This is a genomic window from Streptomyces sp. CB03238 (genome assembly GCF_002099185.1).
Classification (GTDB): domain Bacteria; phylum Actinomycetota; class Actinomycetes; order Streptomycetales; family Streptomycetaceae; genus Streptomyces.
Genome location: NZ_NBCN01000003.1, coordinates 58,497 through 76,858, shown reverse-complemented (window position 1 = coordinate 76,858; position 18,362 = coordinate 58,497). Strand labels below are relative to the sequence as shown.

At 73.3% G+C, this 18,362-nt stretch carries 17 protein-coding genes; 11 read left to right on the top strand and 6 right to left on the bottom strand.

Going from position 1 to position 18,362, the window contains the following annotated elements:
* The first annotated feature begins 4 nt into the window (after positions 1-4).
* The 11 genes from ectB to BKD26_RS05345 all read left to right on the top strand — a co-directional run bounded on the left by ectB (position 5) and on the right by BKD26_RS05345 (position 9,970).
* Positions 5-1,297 (top strand): diaminobutyrate--2-oxoglutarate transaminase, encoded by a 1,293-nt coding sequence (gene ectB / locus BKD26_RS05390; protein WP_084896353.1) that lies wholly within the window; start codon positions 5-7, stop codon positions 1,295-1,297.
* Between the two features lie 285 nt (positions 1,298-1,582).
* Complete coding sequence (locus BKD26_RS05385; protein WP_084896351.1) at positions 1,583-1,900, top strand: DUF1490 family protein; 318 nt, start codon at positions 1,583-1,585, stop codon at positions 1,898-1,900.
* A 2-nt stretch (positions 1,901-1,902) separates the two neighbouring features.
* Positions 1,903-4,092, top strand: a complete 2,190-nt coding sequence (locus BKD26_RS05380) for a cation-translocating P-type ATPase (RefSeq protein WP_084896349.1) — start codon at positions 1,903-1,905, stop codon at positions 4,090-4,092.
* Positions 4,093-4,298: 206 nt separating this feature from the next.
* On the top strand, positions 4,299-4,457 hold the full coding sequence (locus BKD26_RS38960; protein ID WP_241518547.1) for an NAD(P)-binding protein: 159 nt from the start codon (positions 4,299-4,301) through the stop codon (positions 4,455-4,457).
* Positions 4,458-5,183: 726 nt separating this feature from the next.
* Positions 5,184-5,558, top strand: a complete 375-nt coding sequence (locus BKD26_RS42205) for a GMC oxidoreductase (RefSeq protein ID WP_084896347.1) — start codon at positions 5,184-5,186, stop codon at positions 5,556-5,558.
* 82 nt (positions 5,559-5,640) lie between these two features.
* Positions 5,641-6,135, top strand: coding sequence for an MSMEG_6728 family protein (locus BKD26_RS05370; protein WP_084896345.1), 495 nt, complete (start codon positions 5,641-5,643; stop codon positions 6,133-6,135).
* A 137-nt stretch (positions 6,136-6,272) separates the two neighbouring features.
* On the top strand, positions 6,273-6,767 hold the full coding sequence (locus BKD26_RS05365; RefSeq protein WP_084896343.1) for a DUF2617 family protein: 495 nt from the start codon (positions 6,273-6,275) through the stop codon (positions 6,765-6,767).
* Entirely contained in the window at positions 6,764-7,174 is a 411-nt protein-coding gene (locus tag BKD26_RS05360) for a DUF4247 domain-containing protein (protein WP_084896341.1), read from the top strand. Before BKD26_RS05365 ends, BKD26_RS05360 begins: the two co-directional genes overlap by 4 nt.
* Before the next feature lie 58 nt (positions 7,175-7,232).
* Positions 7,233-7,670 carry a DUF350 domain-containing protein gene (locus tag BKD26_RS05355; protein ID WP_084896339.1) on the top strand — a complete coding sequence of 146 codons (438 nt, stop codon included), beginning with the start codon at positions 7,233-7,235 and terminating at the stop codon, positions 7,668-7,670.
* Between the two features lie 17 nt (positions 7,671-7,687).
* Complete coding sequence (locus BKD26_RS05350; protein ID WP_084896337.1) at positions 7,688-9,289, top strand: polyamine aminopropyltransferase; 1,602 nt, start codon at positions 7,688-7,690, stop codon at positions 9,287-9,289.
* A 75-nt stretch (positions 9,290-9,364) separates the two neighbouring features.
* On the top strand, positions 9,365-9,970 hold the full coding sequence (locus tag BKD26_RS05345; protein WP_084896335.1) for a response regulator transcription factor: 606 nt from the start codon (positions 9,365-9,367) through the stop codon (positions 9,968-9,970).
* Here BKD26_RS05345 and BKD26_RS05340 read toward each other — a convergent pair.
* From BKD26_RS05340 to BKD26_RS05325, 6 genes are all read right to left on the bottom strand, one after another.
* Positions 9,939-11,963 carry an ABC transporter ATP-binding protein gene (locus tag BKD26_RS05340; RefSeq protein ID WP_107417769.1) on the bottom strand — a complete coding sequence of 675 codons (2,025 nt, stop codon included), beginning with the start codon at positions 11,961-11,963 and terminating at the stop codon, positions 9,939-9,941. The two genes, BKD26_RS05345 and BKD26_RS05340, sit on opposite strands and share 32 nt — an antisense overlap.
* On the bottom strand, positions 11,960-13,741 hold the full coding sequence (locus BKD26_RS05335; protein WP_107417768.1) for an ABC transporter ATP-binding protein: 1,782 nt from the start codon (positions 13,739-13,741) through the stop codon (positions 11,960-11,962). The genes BKD26_RS05340 and BKD26_RS05335 overlap by 4 nt, the downstream gene beginning before the upstream one ends.
* 90 nt (positions 13,742-13,831) lie before the next feature.
* Positions 13,832-13,945 carry a SapB/AmfS family lanthipeptide gene (locus tag BKD26_RS38955; RefSeq protein ID WP_107417767.1) on the bottom strand — a complete coding sequence of 38 codons (114 nt, stop codon included), beginning with the start codon at positions 13,943-13,945 and terminating at the stop codon, positions 13,832-13,834.
* A gap of 6 nt (positions 13,946-13,951) precedes the next feature.
* Positions 13,952-16,561, bottom strand: a complete 2,610-nt coding sequence (gene lanKC / locus BKD26_RS05330; protein ID WP_084896331.1) for a class III lanthionine synthetase LanKC — start codon at positions 16,559-16,561, stop codon at positions 13,952-13,954.
* Positions 16,562-17,004: 443 nt separating this feature from the next.
* Positions 17,005-17,163, bottom strand: a complete 159-nt coding sequence (locus tag BKD26_RS40110; protein ID WP_179166426.1) for a hypothetical protein — start codon at positions 17,161-17,163, stop codon at positions 17,005-17,007.
* 277 nt (positions 17,164-17,440) lie between these two features.
* Complete coding sequence (locus BKD26_RS05325) at positions 17,441-18,328, bottom strand: peptidoglycan-binding protein (protein WP_084896329.1); 888 nt, start codon at positions 18,326-18,328, stop codon at positions 17,441-17,443.
* Positions 18,329-18,362: the final 34 nt, after the last annotated feature.

The following is an 18,362-nucleotide window of genomic DNA, read 5'->3' as shown; positions in this document are numbered from 1 at the left end:
AGGCATGGTGAACCCCCCATACACCGACTTCGACCCCATGACCATCGAGTCCGAGGTCCGCAGCTACTCCCGCAGTTGGCCGACCGTCTTCACCCATGCCAGCGGCAGCCGTCTCCAGGACCGGGAGGGCCGCTCCTACCTGGACTTCTTCGCCGGTGCCGGTTCCCTCAACTACGGTCACAACCACCCCGTCCTCAAAGACGCGTTGCTGTCCTACATCCAGGACGACGGCATCGTCCACAGCCTCGACATGACGACGGACGCCAAGGCCGAGCTTCTGCGGGCGCTGCACGACCTCGTGCTCGTACCGCGCAACCTCGACTACAAGGTGCAGTTCACCGGCCCGACCGGTACGAACAGCGTCGAGGCCGCGCTGAAGCTGGCCCGCAAGGTCACCGGCCGGGAAACGGTGGTGGCCTTCACCAAGGCGTTCCACGGGATGTCGCTGGGCTCCCTGGCCGTCACCGGCAACGCCGCCAAGCGTGCCGGAGGCGGAGTGCCCCTGGGACACGTGTACCGCGTCCCCTTCGAGGGGTTCGGCGACCCGTCCCTGTCCGGGATCGACCTGCTGCGGGAGATGCTCGGCGACTCCAGCAGCGGGCTCGACCTGCCCGCCGCCGTGATAGTGGAAACGGTGCAGGGAGAGGGCGGGGTCAACGTCGCCGGCGCGGAGTGGCTGGCGGCGCTCGCCGATCTGTGCCGGCAGCACGACATCCTTCTCATCGTGGACGACGTACAGATGGGGTGCGGGCGCACCGGCCCGTTCTTCAGCTTCGAAGCCGCGGGCATCATCCCGGACATCGTCTGCCTGTCCAAGTCCATCAGCGGATACGGACTGCCCATGGCGCTCACCCTGTTCCGCGGCGAGCTGGACGTATGGAGCCCGGGCGAGCACAACGGAACCTTCCGCGGCAACAACGCCGCCTTCGTGACGGCGGCGGCCGCACTGCGGACGTTCTGGGCCGACAGCACGCTGGAGAAGCAGACCGCCGGCAAGGGCGAGGTGCTCGAAGCACACCTGACGGACCTGGCCGCACAGCTGTCGGCCTCCGGAGTGGCGGCCCGAGCCCGCGGCCGCGGCCTCGTGTGGGGCCTGGCCTTCGAGGACCACACCCTGGCAGCGCGCGTGAGCAGCGCCGCGTTCACCCGTGGACTGCTCGTGGAGACGTCGGGCTCGTCGGACGAGGTGGTGAAACTGCTGCCTCCGCTGACCAGCACCGATGACGAGCTCACCGAGGGGCTGGCCATCCTGTCGGACGCGGTGAGGGCCGTCGCGGGAACTCCCCGGGCGCACTGACGGGCGGAACCGCCCGGGTCCGGACCGCCACCGCCCAAGCCGTCGGCCCGTGCGAGCGGCCACCGGGCGGCCGCCGGACGGGGCCGGCCACCCGCAAGCCGGGTGGTCCGGCCCACGGCGGCCGCGCGGGGCCCCGGTGGAGCCGACGGCGTCCGCCGGAGGCACGCCCCGCCGCGCACCGACCTTCCCCCCGGCGGCCGGCCGGGGACTTCACGATCGTCCTCCGGCAGGGGACAATGGACTCAGGTTGGGCGATGGGGGCGCGTCGCTGTGAAGGAGCGCCCGATGCATCCCGCTGCTCTGGTCGGTGCCACCGCGGGGCGCGTGGCACACTTCGCCGTCTCCGGCGTGGTCGGAGGACTGATCTTCCGAGGGGCGGCCAAAGCCGCACCGGCGGTCCGGCCCGCCGCCCGCAAGGCGCTCGTCGGCGGCATCGCGGGCGGAATCGTGGCGGGCCGGTGGCTGGGCTCCGCCACCGAGGAGGCCCGTCTCAAGGCGGGCGACATGCTGGCCGAGGCCCGGTCCTCCCTGGGCGAGGAGGCACCGCCGCCGTCCGCGGTCCATGTCGACGGCCATCCCCACGACCACGACCACGCCCACTGATCATGGCCGGCATCGTCGTACGTTCCGTCGCCGCGGGCCGGGTACGCCTGACCGTGCCGTGGCTGCGGGCCCGGCCCGGCTGTGCGGGGCTGGTCGATGACCGGCTCGCCGACCTGGACGGTTTCCGCGCGCTGCGGATCTTCCCCCGTACAGGGAGCGTGGTGGTCTGGGTCGCCCCCGACCGCCTGCGTGTGGACGGGCTCGTAGCGGCTCTGGAGGAGGCGCCACCACCGTCCGCCGTGGCCAAGGCGACCCGTGGCACACCCGACTCCTCCACGGGCGAGGTCGCCCGGCTGGTCGTCGGTGGCGCGGTACTCGCCCTCGTAGCCGTGCACCGGCTCCTGCTGCGCCGCCCGCCATGGACGGCGGGCGCCCCGCTCGGCTTCCTGCGCGTCGCCACCGTCTTCAGCGGCCTGCCCTTCTTCCGCGGGGCGCTGCACACCGTCCTGGGCCGCCGCTATCCCGGTACGGACACCCTCGTCAGCGCCGCGACCCTGATCTCGCTCGTCCTACGCGAGAACGTGGTGGCACTGACCGTGCTCTGGCTGCTGAACATCGGCGAGTTCCTGCAGACCCTCACGCTGCGCCGGACCCGCCGCGCCATCGAGGAACTGCTGAGCGTCGGCGAGGAGCGGGTCTGGCTCGTACGGGACGGTGTCGAGATCGAGGTGGCCCTCGAGGACGTGGAACCGGGCGACCTCGTCGCGGTCTACGAACACCACAGGATCCCGGTCGACGGCACCGCCGCCACCGGCGCGGCGCTGGTGGACCAGGCCGCGATCACCGGTGAGGCCCTTCCGGTCTACGTGCAGGAAGGAGCCGAGGTCTACGCCGGCACCATCGTCACCAACGGCTCCCTCACCATCCGCGCGACCGCCGTCGGCCGGGACACCACGGTCGGCCGCATCATCGGACGGGTCGAAGAAGCCCAGGCCGACCGGGCACCGATCCAGACCGTGGCCACCCGCTTCACCCGCCGCTTCGTCCCCGTCTCCTTCGCGCTGGCAGCCGGCACGTACGCGCTCACCCGCGACCCGCGGCGCGCGATGACCATGCTGCTCATCGCCTGCCCGTGCGCCGCCGGACTGGCCACCCCCACGGCGATCAGCGCGGCCATCGGCAACGGAGCCCGCCACGGCACCCTCATCAAGGGCGGCACCCACCTGGAAGGCGTCGGACGAGTCACCGCCGTGGTCTTCGACAAGACCGGCACGCTCACCCTGGGCCGCCCGCTGGTCACCAGCGTGGTCACCTTCCACGAGCGGTTCACCGCGGACGAGGTGCTCAGCCTCGCCGCGTCGGGGGAGCTGCACGCCCGCCACCCGCTCGCCGAGGCCATCGTCCGCCGTACCGAGGAGCAGCACCTGCACGTCCCCATCCACCAGGCGTGCGAGGTCGTCCTGGGCATGGGCATGCGGGCCGAACTCGACGGCAGCCGCCTCCTCGTCGGCAGCCCCGCGCTGCTGCGCCAGCACGGCATGGAACTGCCCGAGCGGGCCCGGCAGTGGACGGACAACCTGCGCGCGCAGGGCGAGACCGTCATCTGCCTGGCCCACGACGACGACCTGATCGGCATGCTCGGCCTCTCCGACGCCGTACGCGGCGGAGCCGAGACCGTCGTCCGGCAACTCCAGGACCTCGGGGTCCAGCGCATCATCCTGATGACCGGTGACTCCCCGGAAACGGCCCAGTCGGTCGCCGACGCCCTCGGCATCACCGAGGTGCACGCCCACGCCCTGCCCGAGGGCAAGCTCCAGCTGATCCGCGACCTGCAGGACGAGGGCCACCTGGTGGCCATGGTCGGCGACGGCACCAACGACGCACCCGCCCTGGCCCTGGCGGACGTCGGCATCGCGATGGGCGCGCACTCCTCCCACGTGGCGCTGGAAACCGCCGACATCGCGCTCGCGGGCAACGATCTGCGGCAGGTCGCCGCCGTCGTGGAACTCAGCCGCCACACTCTGCGCGTCGTCCGGCAGAACTACGGCCTCGCCATCGGTGTCAACCTGATCGGTCTGGGCGCCGGTGCCGGCGGGTCCATCAACCCCGTCGTGGCCGCCCTGCTGCACAACACCAGCAGCATCGCTGTCGTCGGCAACTCGGCACGGCTGGTCAACCACACGCCGCGGCTCCCGAGCGAACGAGGCCCGGCGTTCCACGCCGCGCCGCTCGAGGAGCGCAGGGTGATCTGACCGGAACTCCCCGCACCGGCGGGCCTCGACGGCTTCCCCACGCAAGCGCGTGTCCGGCGAAAGGGGGCCGTCGCTTCGCCGCATGACGCCGCCGCACATGAGAGCGGCACGACCCGAACCCGCGCAGGAGTGGCCCATGCCCATCCACCGTCGACGAAATCCTGGGCCTGGCGGGCCAGGCGACACTGGCCGGTCCCGGCGCGGCGGTGCTGGGCGGGGCCGGCAGCCGTACGTTCGCGGCCGCCGCGTCGCGGACGCACTTCCGGGCGCTGGTGATCGGTTCCGGGTTCGGCGGTTCGGTGGCCGCGCTGCGGCTCGGGCAGGCGGGGGTGGACACCCTGGTGGTGGAGCGCGGCCGTGAGTGACCCGTCGCTCCGCGCAGGCACACTTCGGGTCGATGAACGGTGTCACCGACACCATGTTCTGGTTCCGCCGCACCACACGCTGGCGGGGGCCGTTGCCCACGCCCGTCCGACCCGCGCCCGGGGTGATGGAGGTGTCCGAGGAGCGGGGGCTCGACATCGCCCGCGGGGCGGGGGTCGGCGGCGGGTCCATCGTCTACACCGGTGTCACGGTGGCCCAGCCCAGGCGGTACTTCGAACGGCTCTACCCGGCCGGCCTGCACTACGAGGAGTTCACCCGAGGGTGGTTCCCCACGGTGCGCCGCATGCTGGGCGCCTCCCCGATGCCGCGGGACGTCTACCGGTCCCTGCCGTTCACCCACTCCCGGACGTGGGACGAGCACCTGGCCACCGCGGGCTTGCGGACCTTCCCCCTGGACTCGACGTTCGACTGGGACGTCGTCCGGCGCGAACTCGCCCACGCCGCCCCGCTCTCCGCGGCCGTCGGCGAATCCGACTTCGGCTGCGCCAACGGCGCCAAGAAGCCGCTGACCCGCGGCTACCTGCCCGAGGCGCTCGCCACCGGACACGTACAGCTGCGTCCCCTGCACGAGGTGCGGTCCATCGGCCGGCGCCGCGACGGACGCCGCCGGGCGGAGGTCCGCCGCCTCACCACGGGCGGGGCCGTGCTCGGCACCGACGAGTTCACCTGCGACATGCTTCGCCGACTGGTCGACCGAGAAGTCCGGGGTGGCGGCAAGGTCCGCGCTGGAGCGCAGCTCCCGCGTCATCGAGGCCAACCCGGGCACCCTCCCCGTCACGGTCACGCCGCACCCGTTCACCGGGCACCCCCTGGGCGGCTGCGTCATCGGCCGCACCACGGACCTCGAAGGCCGGATCCACGGCGTGAAGGGGCTCTACGTCCTCGACGGGTCCCTGATCCCCGGGAACGCCGGCGGCGCCAACCCCTCCCTCACCATCGCCGCCCTCGCCGAACGCGCGGTGCCGAGCCGGCGCACCAGGGCGACGTCGTCGGGCCACGCCCTTTCTTTCGACGTTCATCACGTCGAGGCGCAGAGCATGTGCAGTGCCGGGCAACGGAGTTGGGGGCCGGTGAGTGGCTGACCCCAGCGGGCGTTGCCCCGGCCGGACGCGTCGCTCATGGGCCGGCGTGCGGAGACGGCCCGGGGGCGGTAGACACAGGGGTGTGCAGACCTTCCTGCCGTTCCCGCGGTTCTCGGAGTGCGCCGAGGTCCTCGACCCGCGCCGCCTCGGCAAACAGCGGGTCGAGGCGCTCCAGGTGCTGCGCGGGCTGACCGTGCCGGGCTACGGCTGGCGGCGCCATCCGGCCGTACGGATGTGGACCGGCTACGAGGAGGCCCTGGTCCGCTACGGACTGGAGGTGTGCGGGGCCTGGACCGCCAAGGGGCACCGCGACACCTGCGCCGCCTCCCTGCTCGCCGGCTTCCACGCCGTACGCCCCGGCGCGCCCGTCCGCCCGCAGGCCGAACTCGCCGAGGACGACGAGCTGCCGCCCTGGCTGGGCGACCCCCACTTCCACCGCAGCCACCAGTCGGCCCTGCTGCGCAAGGACCCCGGCTTCTACGCCGCGCGCTTCGCCGGCGTCCCGGACGACCTGCCCTACGTGTGGCCCGGCTCCGACCGCGACTCCGGCCACCACTCCCACCGCGGCGAGGGCTGACACCCCGGAGGTGGCGCGTTTTCCGCTTGTGCCATACTCAGCCGCGCTCCAAGCACATTCGCAGTCGGGGGAACATCGTTGAGAGTCGAGCCTGCCGTCCTCGGCACGGTACTGGTCAGAGGTCCGGGCGGCGCCCGATGAGCGGCATAGCGCTGACGACCCCGTACCAGGACACCGACGCAGACCAGCTGTCGTTCGTGCTGGGACGCCCCGCGCACGAGGCACTCGCCGTACGCGACCTCACCGTCGCCGGGCTCGACGTACAGCTCAGGCTCCTGGGCGCCTCCCACCAGGTGTTCGCGGGGCCCGTGCGGGAAACCGTCGCCTGCCTGCCCGGCGTCGAGGGCGGCCTCCCGGAGGCGGCCACGCAGGACTTCGACGACTGGACCTACGGTTTCCGCGCCCACGTCCGGCGCTTCCGCCCCCAGGAGTTCAGCGCCCGGGTCGCCCGGATCCGCGACCGCGCGGAGGACCATCCCCAGGCCCTGTACGGCATCTTCCCCGGCTCACCCGAAGCGGTCACCGCGCTGACCGTCGAGCCGGAGAGCGCCGGGCTGAGCTGGCGCACCTGGCACACCTACCCGCAGAGCCGCCGGATCGTGGCGACGCACACCCGGCTGGAGGCCCGATGAAGACCGCCCGACGCATCAGCGCGCTGATCCTCGCCACGGCGGCCCTCGCCGCCTGTGCCGACGAACCGGACGACGACGGCAACGCCGTACCGTCCGGCTGGATCCGCAGCGAGTACTCCTCCAGCGGCGCCGGCTACGTCGACAGGACCGACCCGACGTCACGGGTCGCCGAGGAGATCGACGGCAACACCTCGGCCGTCGACCGCCTCACCGACGGCGACAAACAGTTCCTCCGCTACCGCGACGACATCGTCGCGATCAGCCCGCACAGCAGCGGTCGCGGCAGCGTGATCGAGATCGCGGACTACCGCAGCGGCTACCACCGCTGGCGCACCCACATCGGCTCCGTGTGGCCGGACCCGGACAGCGCCGCGTTCCGCGGTGGCGGCCCCGGCTCCGGGAAGTGACCCGCCGAACCCGCACCCGCTCACGATCACGCTCACTTCTCCCTCCGAAAGGCACACCGTGGCAGAGATCTTCGAGTCGGCAGGCACCGCCCTGCTCTACGGCCTCGTCGGCTTCGTCGTGATGGCGGTCGGCTTCATCGCACTCGACCTCGTCACCCCCGGCAAGCTCGTCCATGTGGTGTGGACCGAGCGCAACCGCGGCGCCGCCGTGCTCCTCGCCGGCCAGACGATCGCCATCGGCCTGGTCATCGAGCAGTCCATCCGGGCCAGCGAGTCCGAGCAGGGTCTCGCCGAGGGACTGTTCAGCACCTTGCTGTACGGCCTCGCCGGCGTCGCCGTGATGACGCTGATCTCCGTCGTCGTCGGCCTGCTGACCCCCGGCCGCCTCGGCCACGCCGTGCTCGACGACAACGGCACCAGCCCCCACCCCGCCGCCTGGGTCCAGGCAGCGATGTACCTCGGCACGGCCTTCATGGTCGGCGCCGCCGTTTCCTGAACGGCACCACCCACACCATGAGCACCACCGTCCTGGACCCCACCACTGAGGCCGCCACCCCCCGACCGCCGAGGGCCCACGCACGCGGGACACGCTTCCTGCTGCTGCTCGCGGTGTTCATCTGCGCGGCCTGCGGCCTGGTCTACGAACTGGCGCTGACGGCGCTGGGCAGTTACCTCATCGGCAACTCCGTGATGCAGACCTCCGTGGTCATCTCCGTCATGGTCTTCGCCATGGGCATCGGGTCCCTGGCCGCCAAGCCCCTGCAACGGCGCGCGGTCGGGGCCTTCGCCCTCGTCGAGATCCTGCTCGCGCTCGTCGGCGGCCTCTCGGTGCTCATCCTGTACGTGGCGTTCGCCTGGCTGCGTCTCTACATGCCCGCCATGGTGGTCGTCTCGTTCGTCGTCGGCCTCCTCGTCGGCGCCGAGATCCCACTGCTGATGACGCTGCTCCAGCGGATCAGGCGTCAGGAGGCCGGCAGCGCCGTGGCCGACATGTTCGCCGCGGACTACGTCGGCGCGCTCGTCGGCGGCCTGTGCTTCCCGCTGCTGCTCCTGCCCGCCTTCGGCCAGCTCAAGGGCGCGCTGGTGGTGGGCGCGGTCAACGCCGTGGCGGGGGTCGTCGTCGTCCTGTGGATCTTCCGCCGCGAGACCCGCCCGGCGGTGCGCAACGCGCTGCTGGCCGGCGCGGCCGGGGTCCTCGCCGCACTGGGCACGGTGTACGTCCTGGCGGACGACATCGAGGTCACGGCCCGGCAGCAGCTCTACCGGGACCCGATCGTCCACGCCGAGACCACGCCGTACCAGGACATCGTCGTCACCCGGTCCACCGCCTTCACCGGGGAGCCCGACACCCGGCTCTTCCTCAACGGCGACCTGCAGTTCTCCTCCGTGGACGAGTACCGCTACCACGAGGCGCTCGTCCACCCCGCCCTGTCGGGCGAGCGGTCCTCCGTACTGATCCTCGGCGGCGGCGACGCGCTCGCCCTCCGGGAGGTCCTGCGGTACGACGACGTCGACACGGTGACCCTGGTCGATCTCGACCCGGCGGTGACGCGGCTGGCCCGCACCTTCGCCCCGCTGCTCGACCTCAACGACCACGCGCTGTCCGACCCGCGCGTCACCGTCGTCCACGCCGACGCCTTCACCTGGCTGCGGGACGCCACCCGGCGCTACGACGCGGTCCTCATCGACTTCCCCGACCCCGACACCGCCGCTCTGGCCAAGCTCTACAGCGTGGAGTTCTACCACCTGCTGGGCCGCGTCCTGAACCCCGACAGCCGGGTCATGGTGCAGGGCGGCTCGCCGTTCTTCGCGCCCAAGTCGTACTGGTCCATCGCCGCCACCATCCGCGAGGCCGGCTACGCGACCACCCCGTACCAGGTCGACGTCCCCAGCTTCGGCAACTGGGGCTTCATCCTCGCCACCCCCGGCGCCGACGGCCCACCGCCCGCCCTGCGCCTGGCGGCCGGCGCCCCGCCGCTGCGGTTCCTGGACGACGACGTCCTCGCGGCCGCCACCGTCTTCCCGGTGGACCGGCGCCCCCAGGACGTACGGGCCAGCACGCTGATGGACCCGGCGGTGCTGGAGTACACCCGCCACGAGTGGCGGAACTACTGACCGGGCACGTCCCGGCACGAGCGGGGATAATCCGTCGTAGGGCAGGTCCTACCGGTCCCACCGCAGGGAGTGCCAGTGATCCGTGTTCTTCTCGTCGAGGAAAACGGGCTGCTGCGCGGGGCGCTCGCCGCTCTCCTGACGCACGAGGACGACATGGAGGTCGTCGCGGAGTCCGGCGGAAACGGCCGGATCCTCGCGCGGGCGCTGTCGTACCGGCCCGACGTGGTCGTCATCGACGTCGACGCCCACCAGGACCAGGCTCTCGCCACGGCGGGTGAGCTGTGCGAACGGCTCCCCGAGTGCCGCACGCTGCTGGTGGCGGGGGCGCCGACGCTCGAGAGACTGCGGCGGGTGCTCGCCCTGCGGCCCCCCGGCCTCATCGGGAAGGACGGCCCCCCTGACCGGCTCCTCGACGGCATCCGCAAGGTGGTCGGCGGACAGCGGTACATCGACCCCGAGCTGGCGCTGCAAGTGCTCGACGCCGTGGAGAACCCCCTGACGCCACGCGAGCGGGAGGTCCTGCGGCTCGCCGCCGACGGCACCCCGGGAACGGAGATCGCCGACCGGCTGTCGCTGTCCGTGGGCACGGTGCGCAACCACCTGTCGGCGATCACCCGCAAGATCGGCGCGCGGAACCGGATCGACGCCATCAGGATCGCCCGGGAGTCGGGCTGGCTGTGACCTCCCAGTGCCCGACGAGGTCCCGGTAGAGGGCGGAGCCCGCCATCAGCTCCTCGTGCGTACCGAAGCCGGCCCGCGCGCCGTCCAGCACCAGGACGCGGTCCGCCCGCAGCGCCGAGCTGATCCGGTGCGCGCACACGACCAGCGTGCCCGCACGGCGCGCGAACGCCTCCTCCGCGCGACGCTCGGCCCCCGGGTCGAGGTGGCACGTAGCCTCGTCCAGCAGGACCAGCCCCGCGGGCGGGAGGTACGCGCGTACGAGGGCCAGCAGCTGACGTTCACCGGCCGACAGCTCCCGCGGATCGGCGGGCGCGTCGTAGCCGCCCAGCCGTTCCACGAGCGGCCGCGCGCCGACGGTGTCCACGGCCGCGTCGACCGCCTCCGGGGCGGCACCGGGCTCCAGATACGTGAGGTTCTCCCAGAGCGTCCCGGCGAACACGTACGCCTCCTGCGGGATCAGCACCCGCCGCCGGGCGAGCCCGTCGGTGGCCAGGCTCCGGACCGGTACGCCGTCGAGGCGGACCTGCCCGGCGCCCGGTTCGAGCACGCCCGCCACCAGCGCGGCGAACGTCGACTTCCCCGCCCCGCTCGGCCCCACGACGGCCAGGTGCTCCCCCGGTCGCAGCACCAGGTCCAGCCCGTTGATCACCGGCTCGGCGGACCGCGCGTACCGGAAGGTCACCCCGTCCAGCTCCACCCGTGCGCCACGCGGCCGGTGAGCCGCCCGCCCGCCGGGGGCCCCCGCCCCGAGGCCGCCGGCCCTCACGAGCCCGCCACGTGCCGGGTCGGCGAAGCCGTCACCCGCCGCCTTTGTCGGCGCGTCACCTGCCGGGCCCCTCCGGCTGCCGCATGCCGGGTTCGCGGGCACGCCACCCGCCGGCTTCCGTTGCCCGTCACCCGCCGTGGCCACCGGGCCGACACCCTCCGGGCCGCCTCGCTCCCGGGCCGCCGGGCCGTCACCCGCCGGGGTCGCCAGGCTGTCACCCGCCGGGGCCGCCGGGCCGCCACCCGCCGGGCCGCCGCCCGCAGGTACCGGAGCGGTGGGGCCGGCCACCTCCGCGATGCGGCCGATCGTCACCAGCAGCCACAGGCCGCTGCCGCCGACGCCCTGGACGAGGCCCTGCAGCGCGGGCTGGAGGCCCTGGGAGACGTACGTCACCGCGCCCAGTACCGCTCCCGCCGTCACGCCCCGCTGGACGAGCCACGGTGCGCCGGCCAGGAGGAGGACCAGGGGCAGCCAGCCGCCGATGCCCAGGGACGCGGTGCGCAGGGCGGTCGCCCGGGCCAGCGCCCGGGTGGCGCGGGCGGCGGCGTCGATGCGGGCGCCCGTCCGCTCCCGTACGAGATCCTCGGCGCCGCACGCCACCACGTCCCGCAGCCCGCCGGTCAGCGTGCCGACGCTCTCGGCCGTCCCCTCGTCGGCCAGCACCACGGCCCGCTGCCGCGCGGCCAGCGCCCGCAACGCCCCGGCGAACAGCCCGAGTCCGGCGAGCAGCGGCGGCACCACGAACAGCAGCAGGGCCGGGTCCAGCGTGGCCAGCCCCAGCAGCACGCCCACCGCCGTGACGACGAACCCCTGTACGAAGACGACGACCGCCCCGTACGCCTCCCTGGCGATCTCCACGTGCTCGGTCAGGCGGGCCACGCCCGCCGTGTCGGCCGGCCGGCCCACCTGGGCGGACCGGTGCAGCGTGCCCGAGGTCACGAGGGTGACCAGCTCGTCCCGGAGCGGCTCGACGAGGGCGGACAGCCCCAGCGTGGCGTGGTGTGTCGCCCAGGCCCCGACCACGACGGCGGCCGCCAGCGCCCCCAGCCAGGCGAGGCCCGTCCCGGTCCGGCCGGCGAGGAAGCCGTCGTCGACCGCACGGGCGACCGCCCACCCGGAGAGGAACGCGGGCACGCCCTGCAGCAGCGACCAACCGGTGAGCCGTACGAACGCCCCGCGCCGCCTGCGCAGCGACGACAGCAGCAGCTCTCCCGCCCGGCCGGTCACGGCGGGTCCTGGACCGCCGCCGCGGCCCCCTCGCGCAGCCCGGCGGGCGACCCGCCGCCCGCCGCGTCCGGGTCCACCGGCTGGAACGCGGCCCGGTACGCGGGGTCCGACCACAGGTCGCGGTGCGTGCCGCGGGCGCGTACGCCGCCGCCGTCCAGCAAGACGACGAGGTCCGCCCGGGCGGCCGTGGAGGCCCGGTGCGTGACCACCAGGCGGGTACGGCCCGCCAGGGCGCCGGTGCCGGTGAGCACCCGGCTGATGTGGTGCTCCGTCACGGTGTCGAGACTGGCGGCCACGTCGTCCAGCACCAGCAGCCGGCCCGTCGGCACGAACTGGACGAACGCCCGCGCCAGCCCCACCCGCTGCGCCTCGCCCCCCGAGATCGGCGCGTCGGCGAGCCGCGTCCCGTACCCCTCCGGCATCCGCCGGATGAACGCGTCCGCCCGCGCCGCCGCGGCCTGCCGCGACACCTCCTCCGCGCCGTCCGCCCGCCCCGGCCCGAAGGCGATCGCGTCCGCGAACGTCTCACCCAGCAGCACCGGCCGTTCGAAGCCGTACGCCACCGCCCGCCGCAGCGCGGACCGGTCGAGGCGGCGCAGCGGCACACCGTCCAGCAGCACCTCGCCCTCGTCGGGGTCGATGAGCCGCCCGGCCAGCGCGGCCAGCACGGACTTGCCCGATCCCGAGCGCCCCGCGACCGCGACCAGCGCCCCTCCCGGGACGGTCAGCCACAGGTCCTCCAGGACGGCGGCGCCACCCGGCCCGCGTACGGTGACGCCCCGGAACTCCAGCCGTCCCGGCCCGTCGGGCAGCCTCTCGCCCCCGTACGGCACCGGGGGCTCGGCGAGCACCTCGGCGACGCGGCTCGCGGTCGCCCGGGCCAGGGCGAGCCGGCTCGCCGACGACACCAGGCCACTGATACCGGTGGCCAGAGCCACGTACTCGCCGGCCGCCAGGACCTGCCCCGGGGTGATCCGCCCGCGCGCGAGCTCCAGCCCGGCGACCGCGAGCACGGCGACCTCCAGCAGCGGGATGGCCAGCGCCTCCCGCGACGACACCCGCGCGAGGGCCCGCCACATCCCCGACCCGTGCCGGCGCAGCTCCGGCAGCGGACCGAGCACGCGGCGCTCCTCGCGGTCCAGGGTCCCGGCCGCGGCGATGGTCCGGATGCCGGCCAGGGCGTCGACGAGCCGGGCGGCCACCCGGCCCTGCGCGTCGAAGTAGCGCTCGTTGATGTCGGAGGCGTCGCGGATGAAGGTGCGCACCAGGGACAGCACGATGGGCAGCCCCACCAGGAAGGTGAGGCACAGCCAGGGGTCGATGAGCGCCAGCGCGACGATCGCGCCGAGCGGCGGCACCAGGTCCATGACCGCCCACACCAGGGTCGACGCCACCTGACCGGTCCGGGCGGTGTTGCCGACCAGCCGGCTCACCAGGTCCCCGGCCGTGAAGCGGCGGGTGGCGCGGGGACCGAGGCCCAGGACGTTGCGCAGCAGGGTGTGGCGCAGCCAGGCGACGGACCGCGCCTCGGCCAGCTTGCCCGCGAGGTCGTCGACGATGTCGCACACCATCAGCAGGCAGATCGCCGCGACGCTCAGGGACAGCCACAGAGCGGTGTCACCCCCGCTGAGCACGGCGTCGAGCGTCCGGCCCATGAGGGTCGGCAGCACCGTGTACACACCGGCGAGCAGCAGCGCGGTCGCCAGCATGACCGCCACCCAGGGCCCGCCCCGCCGCGCTGCCGTCCACAGCAGCCGGTCCGCGGCACGTCGGTCCATGGGCGTCTCCCGTGACACATGCGCCTGCACATGCGCCTGCACATGCGAGACGGGCGGGGACGCCGTGGGCGTCCTCGCCCCGGTGGTGGTTCAGCAGAGCAACACACTGAGCCTGCTGGCGCCGCCGCAGTACTTGCTGGCGCCACTCCTCCTGGGCTTGCCGTGGTGGCTGGTTTCCATGCCCTGCAGGTCAAGGATCGTCATGTTGTCTCACCTCCGTTCTGCTACTCCGTGGGGACGGGGACCTTCGTGGCTGGTGGGCCGTTCCAGGAACGGCAGGTGCACGGGCTCGTCGTGGAGCGCGGCGCCGAGCGCCAGCAGCACCCCGGCGCTGCCGGTGGCCAGGTCGAGGGAGAGCCGCAGCAACTGCTCGCCCGGGAACATCAGGCGGCCGCGGCGCACCACGGCGTACCGCGCCAGCCGCCGGATCTGCTCGGCGACGACCGGGTCGTGTGCGGCCGCCGTACCGGGCGGGTGCGCGCGGCTGAGGTGGAGGATCATCCCGGCCAGGCCGTCGAAGAGGCCCGGCTCCATGTAGAACCCGCCCTCGGCGGCCTTGCGGATCGCGGCCGAGGCCTTGGCGAACCGGTCGTCGTGGCGGTGGGCGAGGTAGTCGTCGACGACGAGGCCGATGCCGACACTGCCGTCGGCGAGGTACGGCATCGTCCGCCAGCCCTCGTTGACCTCCATGTCGCCCTCCTCGCGCACGAGGCACCGGCGCAGGTCCTGCCGGAGGGCTGTCGCGGCGAGGTCGAGGAGCGCCGGTTCACCCGTGCGGTCGTACCAGCGGAGGAAGAGCAGCGCGGGGCCGGAGGAGCCGCGCAGCAGACCGGCGTACGGGTTCTGCCCGCCGCTGGTCTCAGGTACGGCGTCGGCCGGGCCGAGCCGGTCGGCGACGGCCTCCACCGCCTGCACGGCGGCGTCGTGGAGGGCGGGGTCTGCGGTGACCGACGCGAAGTGGAGCAGGCTCAGGCCGATGCCCGACAGGCCGCCCTTCAGGTCCAGGCCGAGTTCCTGCCAGCGTTCACCCGCGCACAGGTCGAGGATCTTCAGCGCCTCGTGCCGGTGGCCGAGGTGGTCGAGTACGTACGCCACACCGTGCAGGCCCTCGTAGAAGCCGAGACGGGTCCCGGGCTGCGGGCGCAGGGCGCGCCGGATCAGCCACTCCTCGTGCTCGGGGTGGCGGCCGGCGCCGGTCACGTCGAGCGCGTACAGCACCCCGGCCGCACCGTACGCCACGCCCAGACCGCCGCCCGGTGTGTCGAACTGCTCGATGTCGCCGGGGAAGAGCCGGTCGTCCCGGTGGGGCGTGGCCTCCGCGAGGATCGCGCCCGCCAGTGACGCACGGGCCTCGGCCCAGCCGCCGCGATCCGGCCGCAGCCGCGGTTCCGGGCCCACTGACGGCCCGCCGTCACCCGTGATGGTGCGTACCGCGTCGTCGAAGAAGCCGCGGGGGACCGGGAACGCGCGCGCCGCTTTCCGGGCGAGGTGTGCCGCCTTGCCGGGTTCCAGGAGGAACAGGCCGGTCAGGGGCATGAAGAGGTAGAGCTTGAGGCAGGCGAGGGCGTAGTCGTCGACGGCGAAGCCGCGCCGCTCCCTCGGTGCGGTGAACCCCTCGGCGCCGAGCACCTGCCGCCGCTCCTCCGCCACGTCCGTCGCGCCCTCGAAGTCGATCAGGACGATACGGCCGTCGGGGCGGACCATGATGTTCGACGGCTGTACGTCACCGATGACCACGCCACGGTCGTGGACCGCCGTGACGGCCCGCCGTACCCGGTCGTACAGGTCCATGGCCCAGGAGGTGTAGCCGGCCGGAGCCGCCGCATCGGGCTGCGACATGACGAGGGGGTACCGGTCGACGAAGAGGTGCTCCAGCTCCGTTCCCTCGACGAACTCCTCGACGAGGAAGTGGTGCTCGGCCCGTACGAAGTGGTCGTGGAGTGCCGGTACGCAGTCCAGGCCGCTCAGCCGCTCCAGCATCTCCTTCTCGTTGCGCAGCCGGGCGACCGCGTCCCGCCCGTCGGCCGTCAGCCCTGCGTACGGCCGGGCCTCCTTCAGCACCACCCGCTCCCCGGTGCGCAGGTCCTCGCCGGCGTAGAGGCCACCGCCGTTGGAGAAGTGCAGGGCGCTCTCGAAGCGGTACGGCAGGTCCGCGAGCATGGCCCCGCCACCCCGCGCGGCCAGGTGCGGGGCGAGGAAACCGGGCAGCTCCACCCACTCGGGCACCTGGAACGTCGGCCCCCGGACGTCCGGCACCAGCCGGCCCTCGCCGTCCTCGATCGCGAGCTCCACCTCACCGTCGGGCGAGACGCAGTACCGCTCGGCGAAGGCGCCGTACCGGACGTACAGCGGGCCCTTTCCCCAGCGAAGATCGCTGAGGATGTACGGCCCGGGGCGCCCGGCGAGCACCGTGCCCAGCTCGGTGAGCACCCGCTCCAGCGCGGCCTCGTCGGCCGGGTAGATCGTCACGAACTTGCCGCTCGACCCGCGGTGCGCGTACTTGGCGTTGGCCAGCAGCAGTACGTCCTGGCTGGGCAGGAACTTGAAGGTGATCCGGCGCGGGACGCAGTAGTCCCAGACGTCGGTGAGGGTCCGCGCCGCGTTGTCGAGGCACGCCGACACGTGGATCTTCCAGCCCTGGAGGGGGAGGGGGACGTCGTCGGGACGGAGCACGATCCAGTCGTCGACCTCGGAGCGGCGCCAGGTGCCGGGTGCCGGACGCCGGGCCTGTGCGAAGGCGGTGTCACCGCCGTGCACGAGGCCCGGTGTGTCGTAGAAGTCGGCGTCCATGAGGCAGTACGCCTCGTAGCGCTTGTCCACCTGTTCCTCCCGTCCCCGGGACCGGTCGGCCCCTGAACCGGGTGGTGTCACCTGTGCGGCGCAGATGCGGAGGGAAGGTCCGTTCCGATGTCGCTGTGGCACCGCCTCAGCAGCGACGATTGCAGAGTTGTGCCATCGGGAACACCACCGGCTGTCACGCGATGTGCGTGAAATAATCACGTCCGCGCCATGATGCGGGCATGCCCCGCCGAACCGGCCGAACCTGCCGTCGCCGCAGCGGACATGGGCGGCGGGAGCCGGGTTTCCGGTGCGTTGCGCCCCTGTGGGCAACGCTCAACCAGCGTGGCTGGAAGGGGAGTTCAGGAGCGGCTCGTGCCCCCTCGCGCGGGGGCACGACATGGGTGCGCCCCAACTCGCGCCGCTCGGCCGCCTCTTCACCGCCCGGTCAACGCTGCGGGCGGAGCTCGTAGTTCCCAGGGCGGTCACGTCCGGCCCGGCTTCTGGCAGGTCGGGCACGGTTCGTCCTGGCCGTGGGCGTTGATCACGGTGCCCCACTCGCCACAGTCGTGGCAGTCGCGGGCCAGGGCGATGTTTATCCGGAGTGCCGGGGTGGGAGTAGTCGGGTCGGCTTCGTGGGCCATGCGGTGAAACTCCTCATACAAAGCGGTATGGGTAAGTTTGCCAGGTTCTGCATGGTTATGCAATGCATGGCGCGACCGTGCAGTGGTCCGGGCCGCCCGCCCCGGCGGCCGGGACCACCAGGGCCGCGGCGGTGAAGCCCTCCGGGTGGTACGCGGCGGCCCCGGTCCCGGACACCGCCACGACCGCCAGGGCGGCGCCGAGCCGCCGGCCAGGGTGCTGACCGGCAGCGGCAGGCGCATGGCCCACCTGTCGGCGGGCGCCCCGACCAGCGGAGGGTCAGACGTTCGGCACCTTCAGCTTGTCCCAGCTCGTCTTGCCCGGGATGCCGTCGGCGTCGCTCCCCGCGTACCCGAGCTTGCGCTGCCAGGCGGCGTACGACTTCCGGTCGGCCTCGCTCCACTCCGGGCCGGGGCCGACCTCGTACCGTCCGCACCCCTCCGCCACCAGCCGCTTGCCCATCGCCGTGATGACCGGGCTGCGCCGGCCCGGCGCGAAGTACGCGGCACCGGGGAACGGCTCGTACGACGACGGGGGCTTCGGCGCGGGCGGCTTCGCCGGACCGTCCGGCTTTCTCCCGAGCCGCTGTCCGATCCGGCTCCGCATCGAGTCCATGGTGAACCCGCGCGGGTCGATCTTCCCCGGCTGCCACTCCTTGTGCCCGATCACCGAGCGGTGCGACCAGCCGTGCGCCCGGCAGAGCGCGGCCGCCGCCTTCTCGATCGCCTCCAGCTGGGCGGCCGGCCACGGGTCGGTGCCGTTGCCGAGGTTGACGCACTCGAAGCCGTAGAAGTACCGGTTGCCGTCGGTGTTGGCCTCGTTGTCGGCGGGCAGCGACGCCCGCTCGTCGATCACCGCGCGGAGGACGTCGTCGTCGCCGAGCCCCGCGTGATTGGCCCGCCCGTTGCCGACCAGGTGCACCGAACCGTCCTTGGCGATCACTCCATGGCACAGCGGCCCCGGCAGGCTGGAATGGCCGTTGTAGCAGATATTGACGGAGTTCTGGGTGCCGGAGGTGACGGTGTGGTGGATCATCACCCCGTGCACCGGCCCCCACGGGCCCTTGTGATTGCGGTTGTGCGTACGCCAGTCGCGGTGCTCCACGACCTTCAGGCCCTCGTCACGAAGGACCTTGAGCAGCTGGGAGGCGGACAGCGGAGTTGCCATCGTGGTGCTCCTTTCCGGTTCGGGTCGGTTCGGG

Coding starts and splice junctions, on each gene's coding strand:
- ectB (WP_084896353.1), top strand. CDS start 5: ATGGTGAACCCCCCATACACCGACTTCGACCCCATGACCATCGAGTCC.
- BKD26_RS05385 (WP_084896351.1), top strand. CDS start 1,583: ATGCATCCCGCTGCTCTGGTCGGTGCCACCGCGGGGCGCGTGGCACAC.
- BKD26_RS05380 (WP_084896349.1), top strand. CDS start 1,903: ATGGCCGGCATCGTCGTACGTTCCGTCGCCGCGGGCCGGGTACGCCTG.
- BKD26_RS05365 (WP_084896343.1), top strand. CDS start 6,273: ATGAGCGGCATAGCGCTGACGACCCCGTACCAGGACACCGACGCAGAC.
- BKD26_RS05360 (WP_084896341.1), top strand. CDS start 6,764: ATGAAGACCGCCCGACGCATCAGCGCGCTGATCCTCGCCACGGCGGCC.
- BKD26_RS05350 (WP_084896337.1), top strand. CDS start 7,688: ATGAGCACCACCGTCCTGGACCCCACCACTGAGGCCGCCACCCCCCGA.
- BKD26_RS05335 (WP_107417768.1), bottom strand. CDS start 13,741: ATGGACCGACGTGCCGCGGACCGGCTGCTGTGGACGGCAGCGCGGCGG.
- BKD26_RS38955 (WP_107417767.1), bottom strand. CDS start 13,945: ATGACGATCCTTGACCTGCAGGGCATGGAAACCAGCCACCACGGCAAG.
- BKD26_RS40110 (WP_179166426.1), bottom strand. CDS start 17,163: ATGGCCCACGAAGCCGACCCGACTACTCCCACCCCGGCACTCCGGATA.
- BKD26_RS05325 (WP_084896329.1), bottom strand. CDS start 18,328: ATGGCAACTCCGCTGTCCGCCTCCCAGCTGCTCAAGGTCCTTCGTGAC.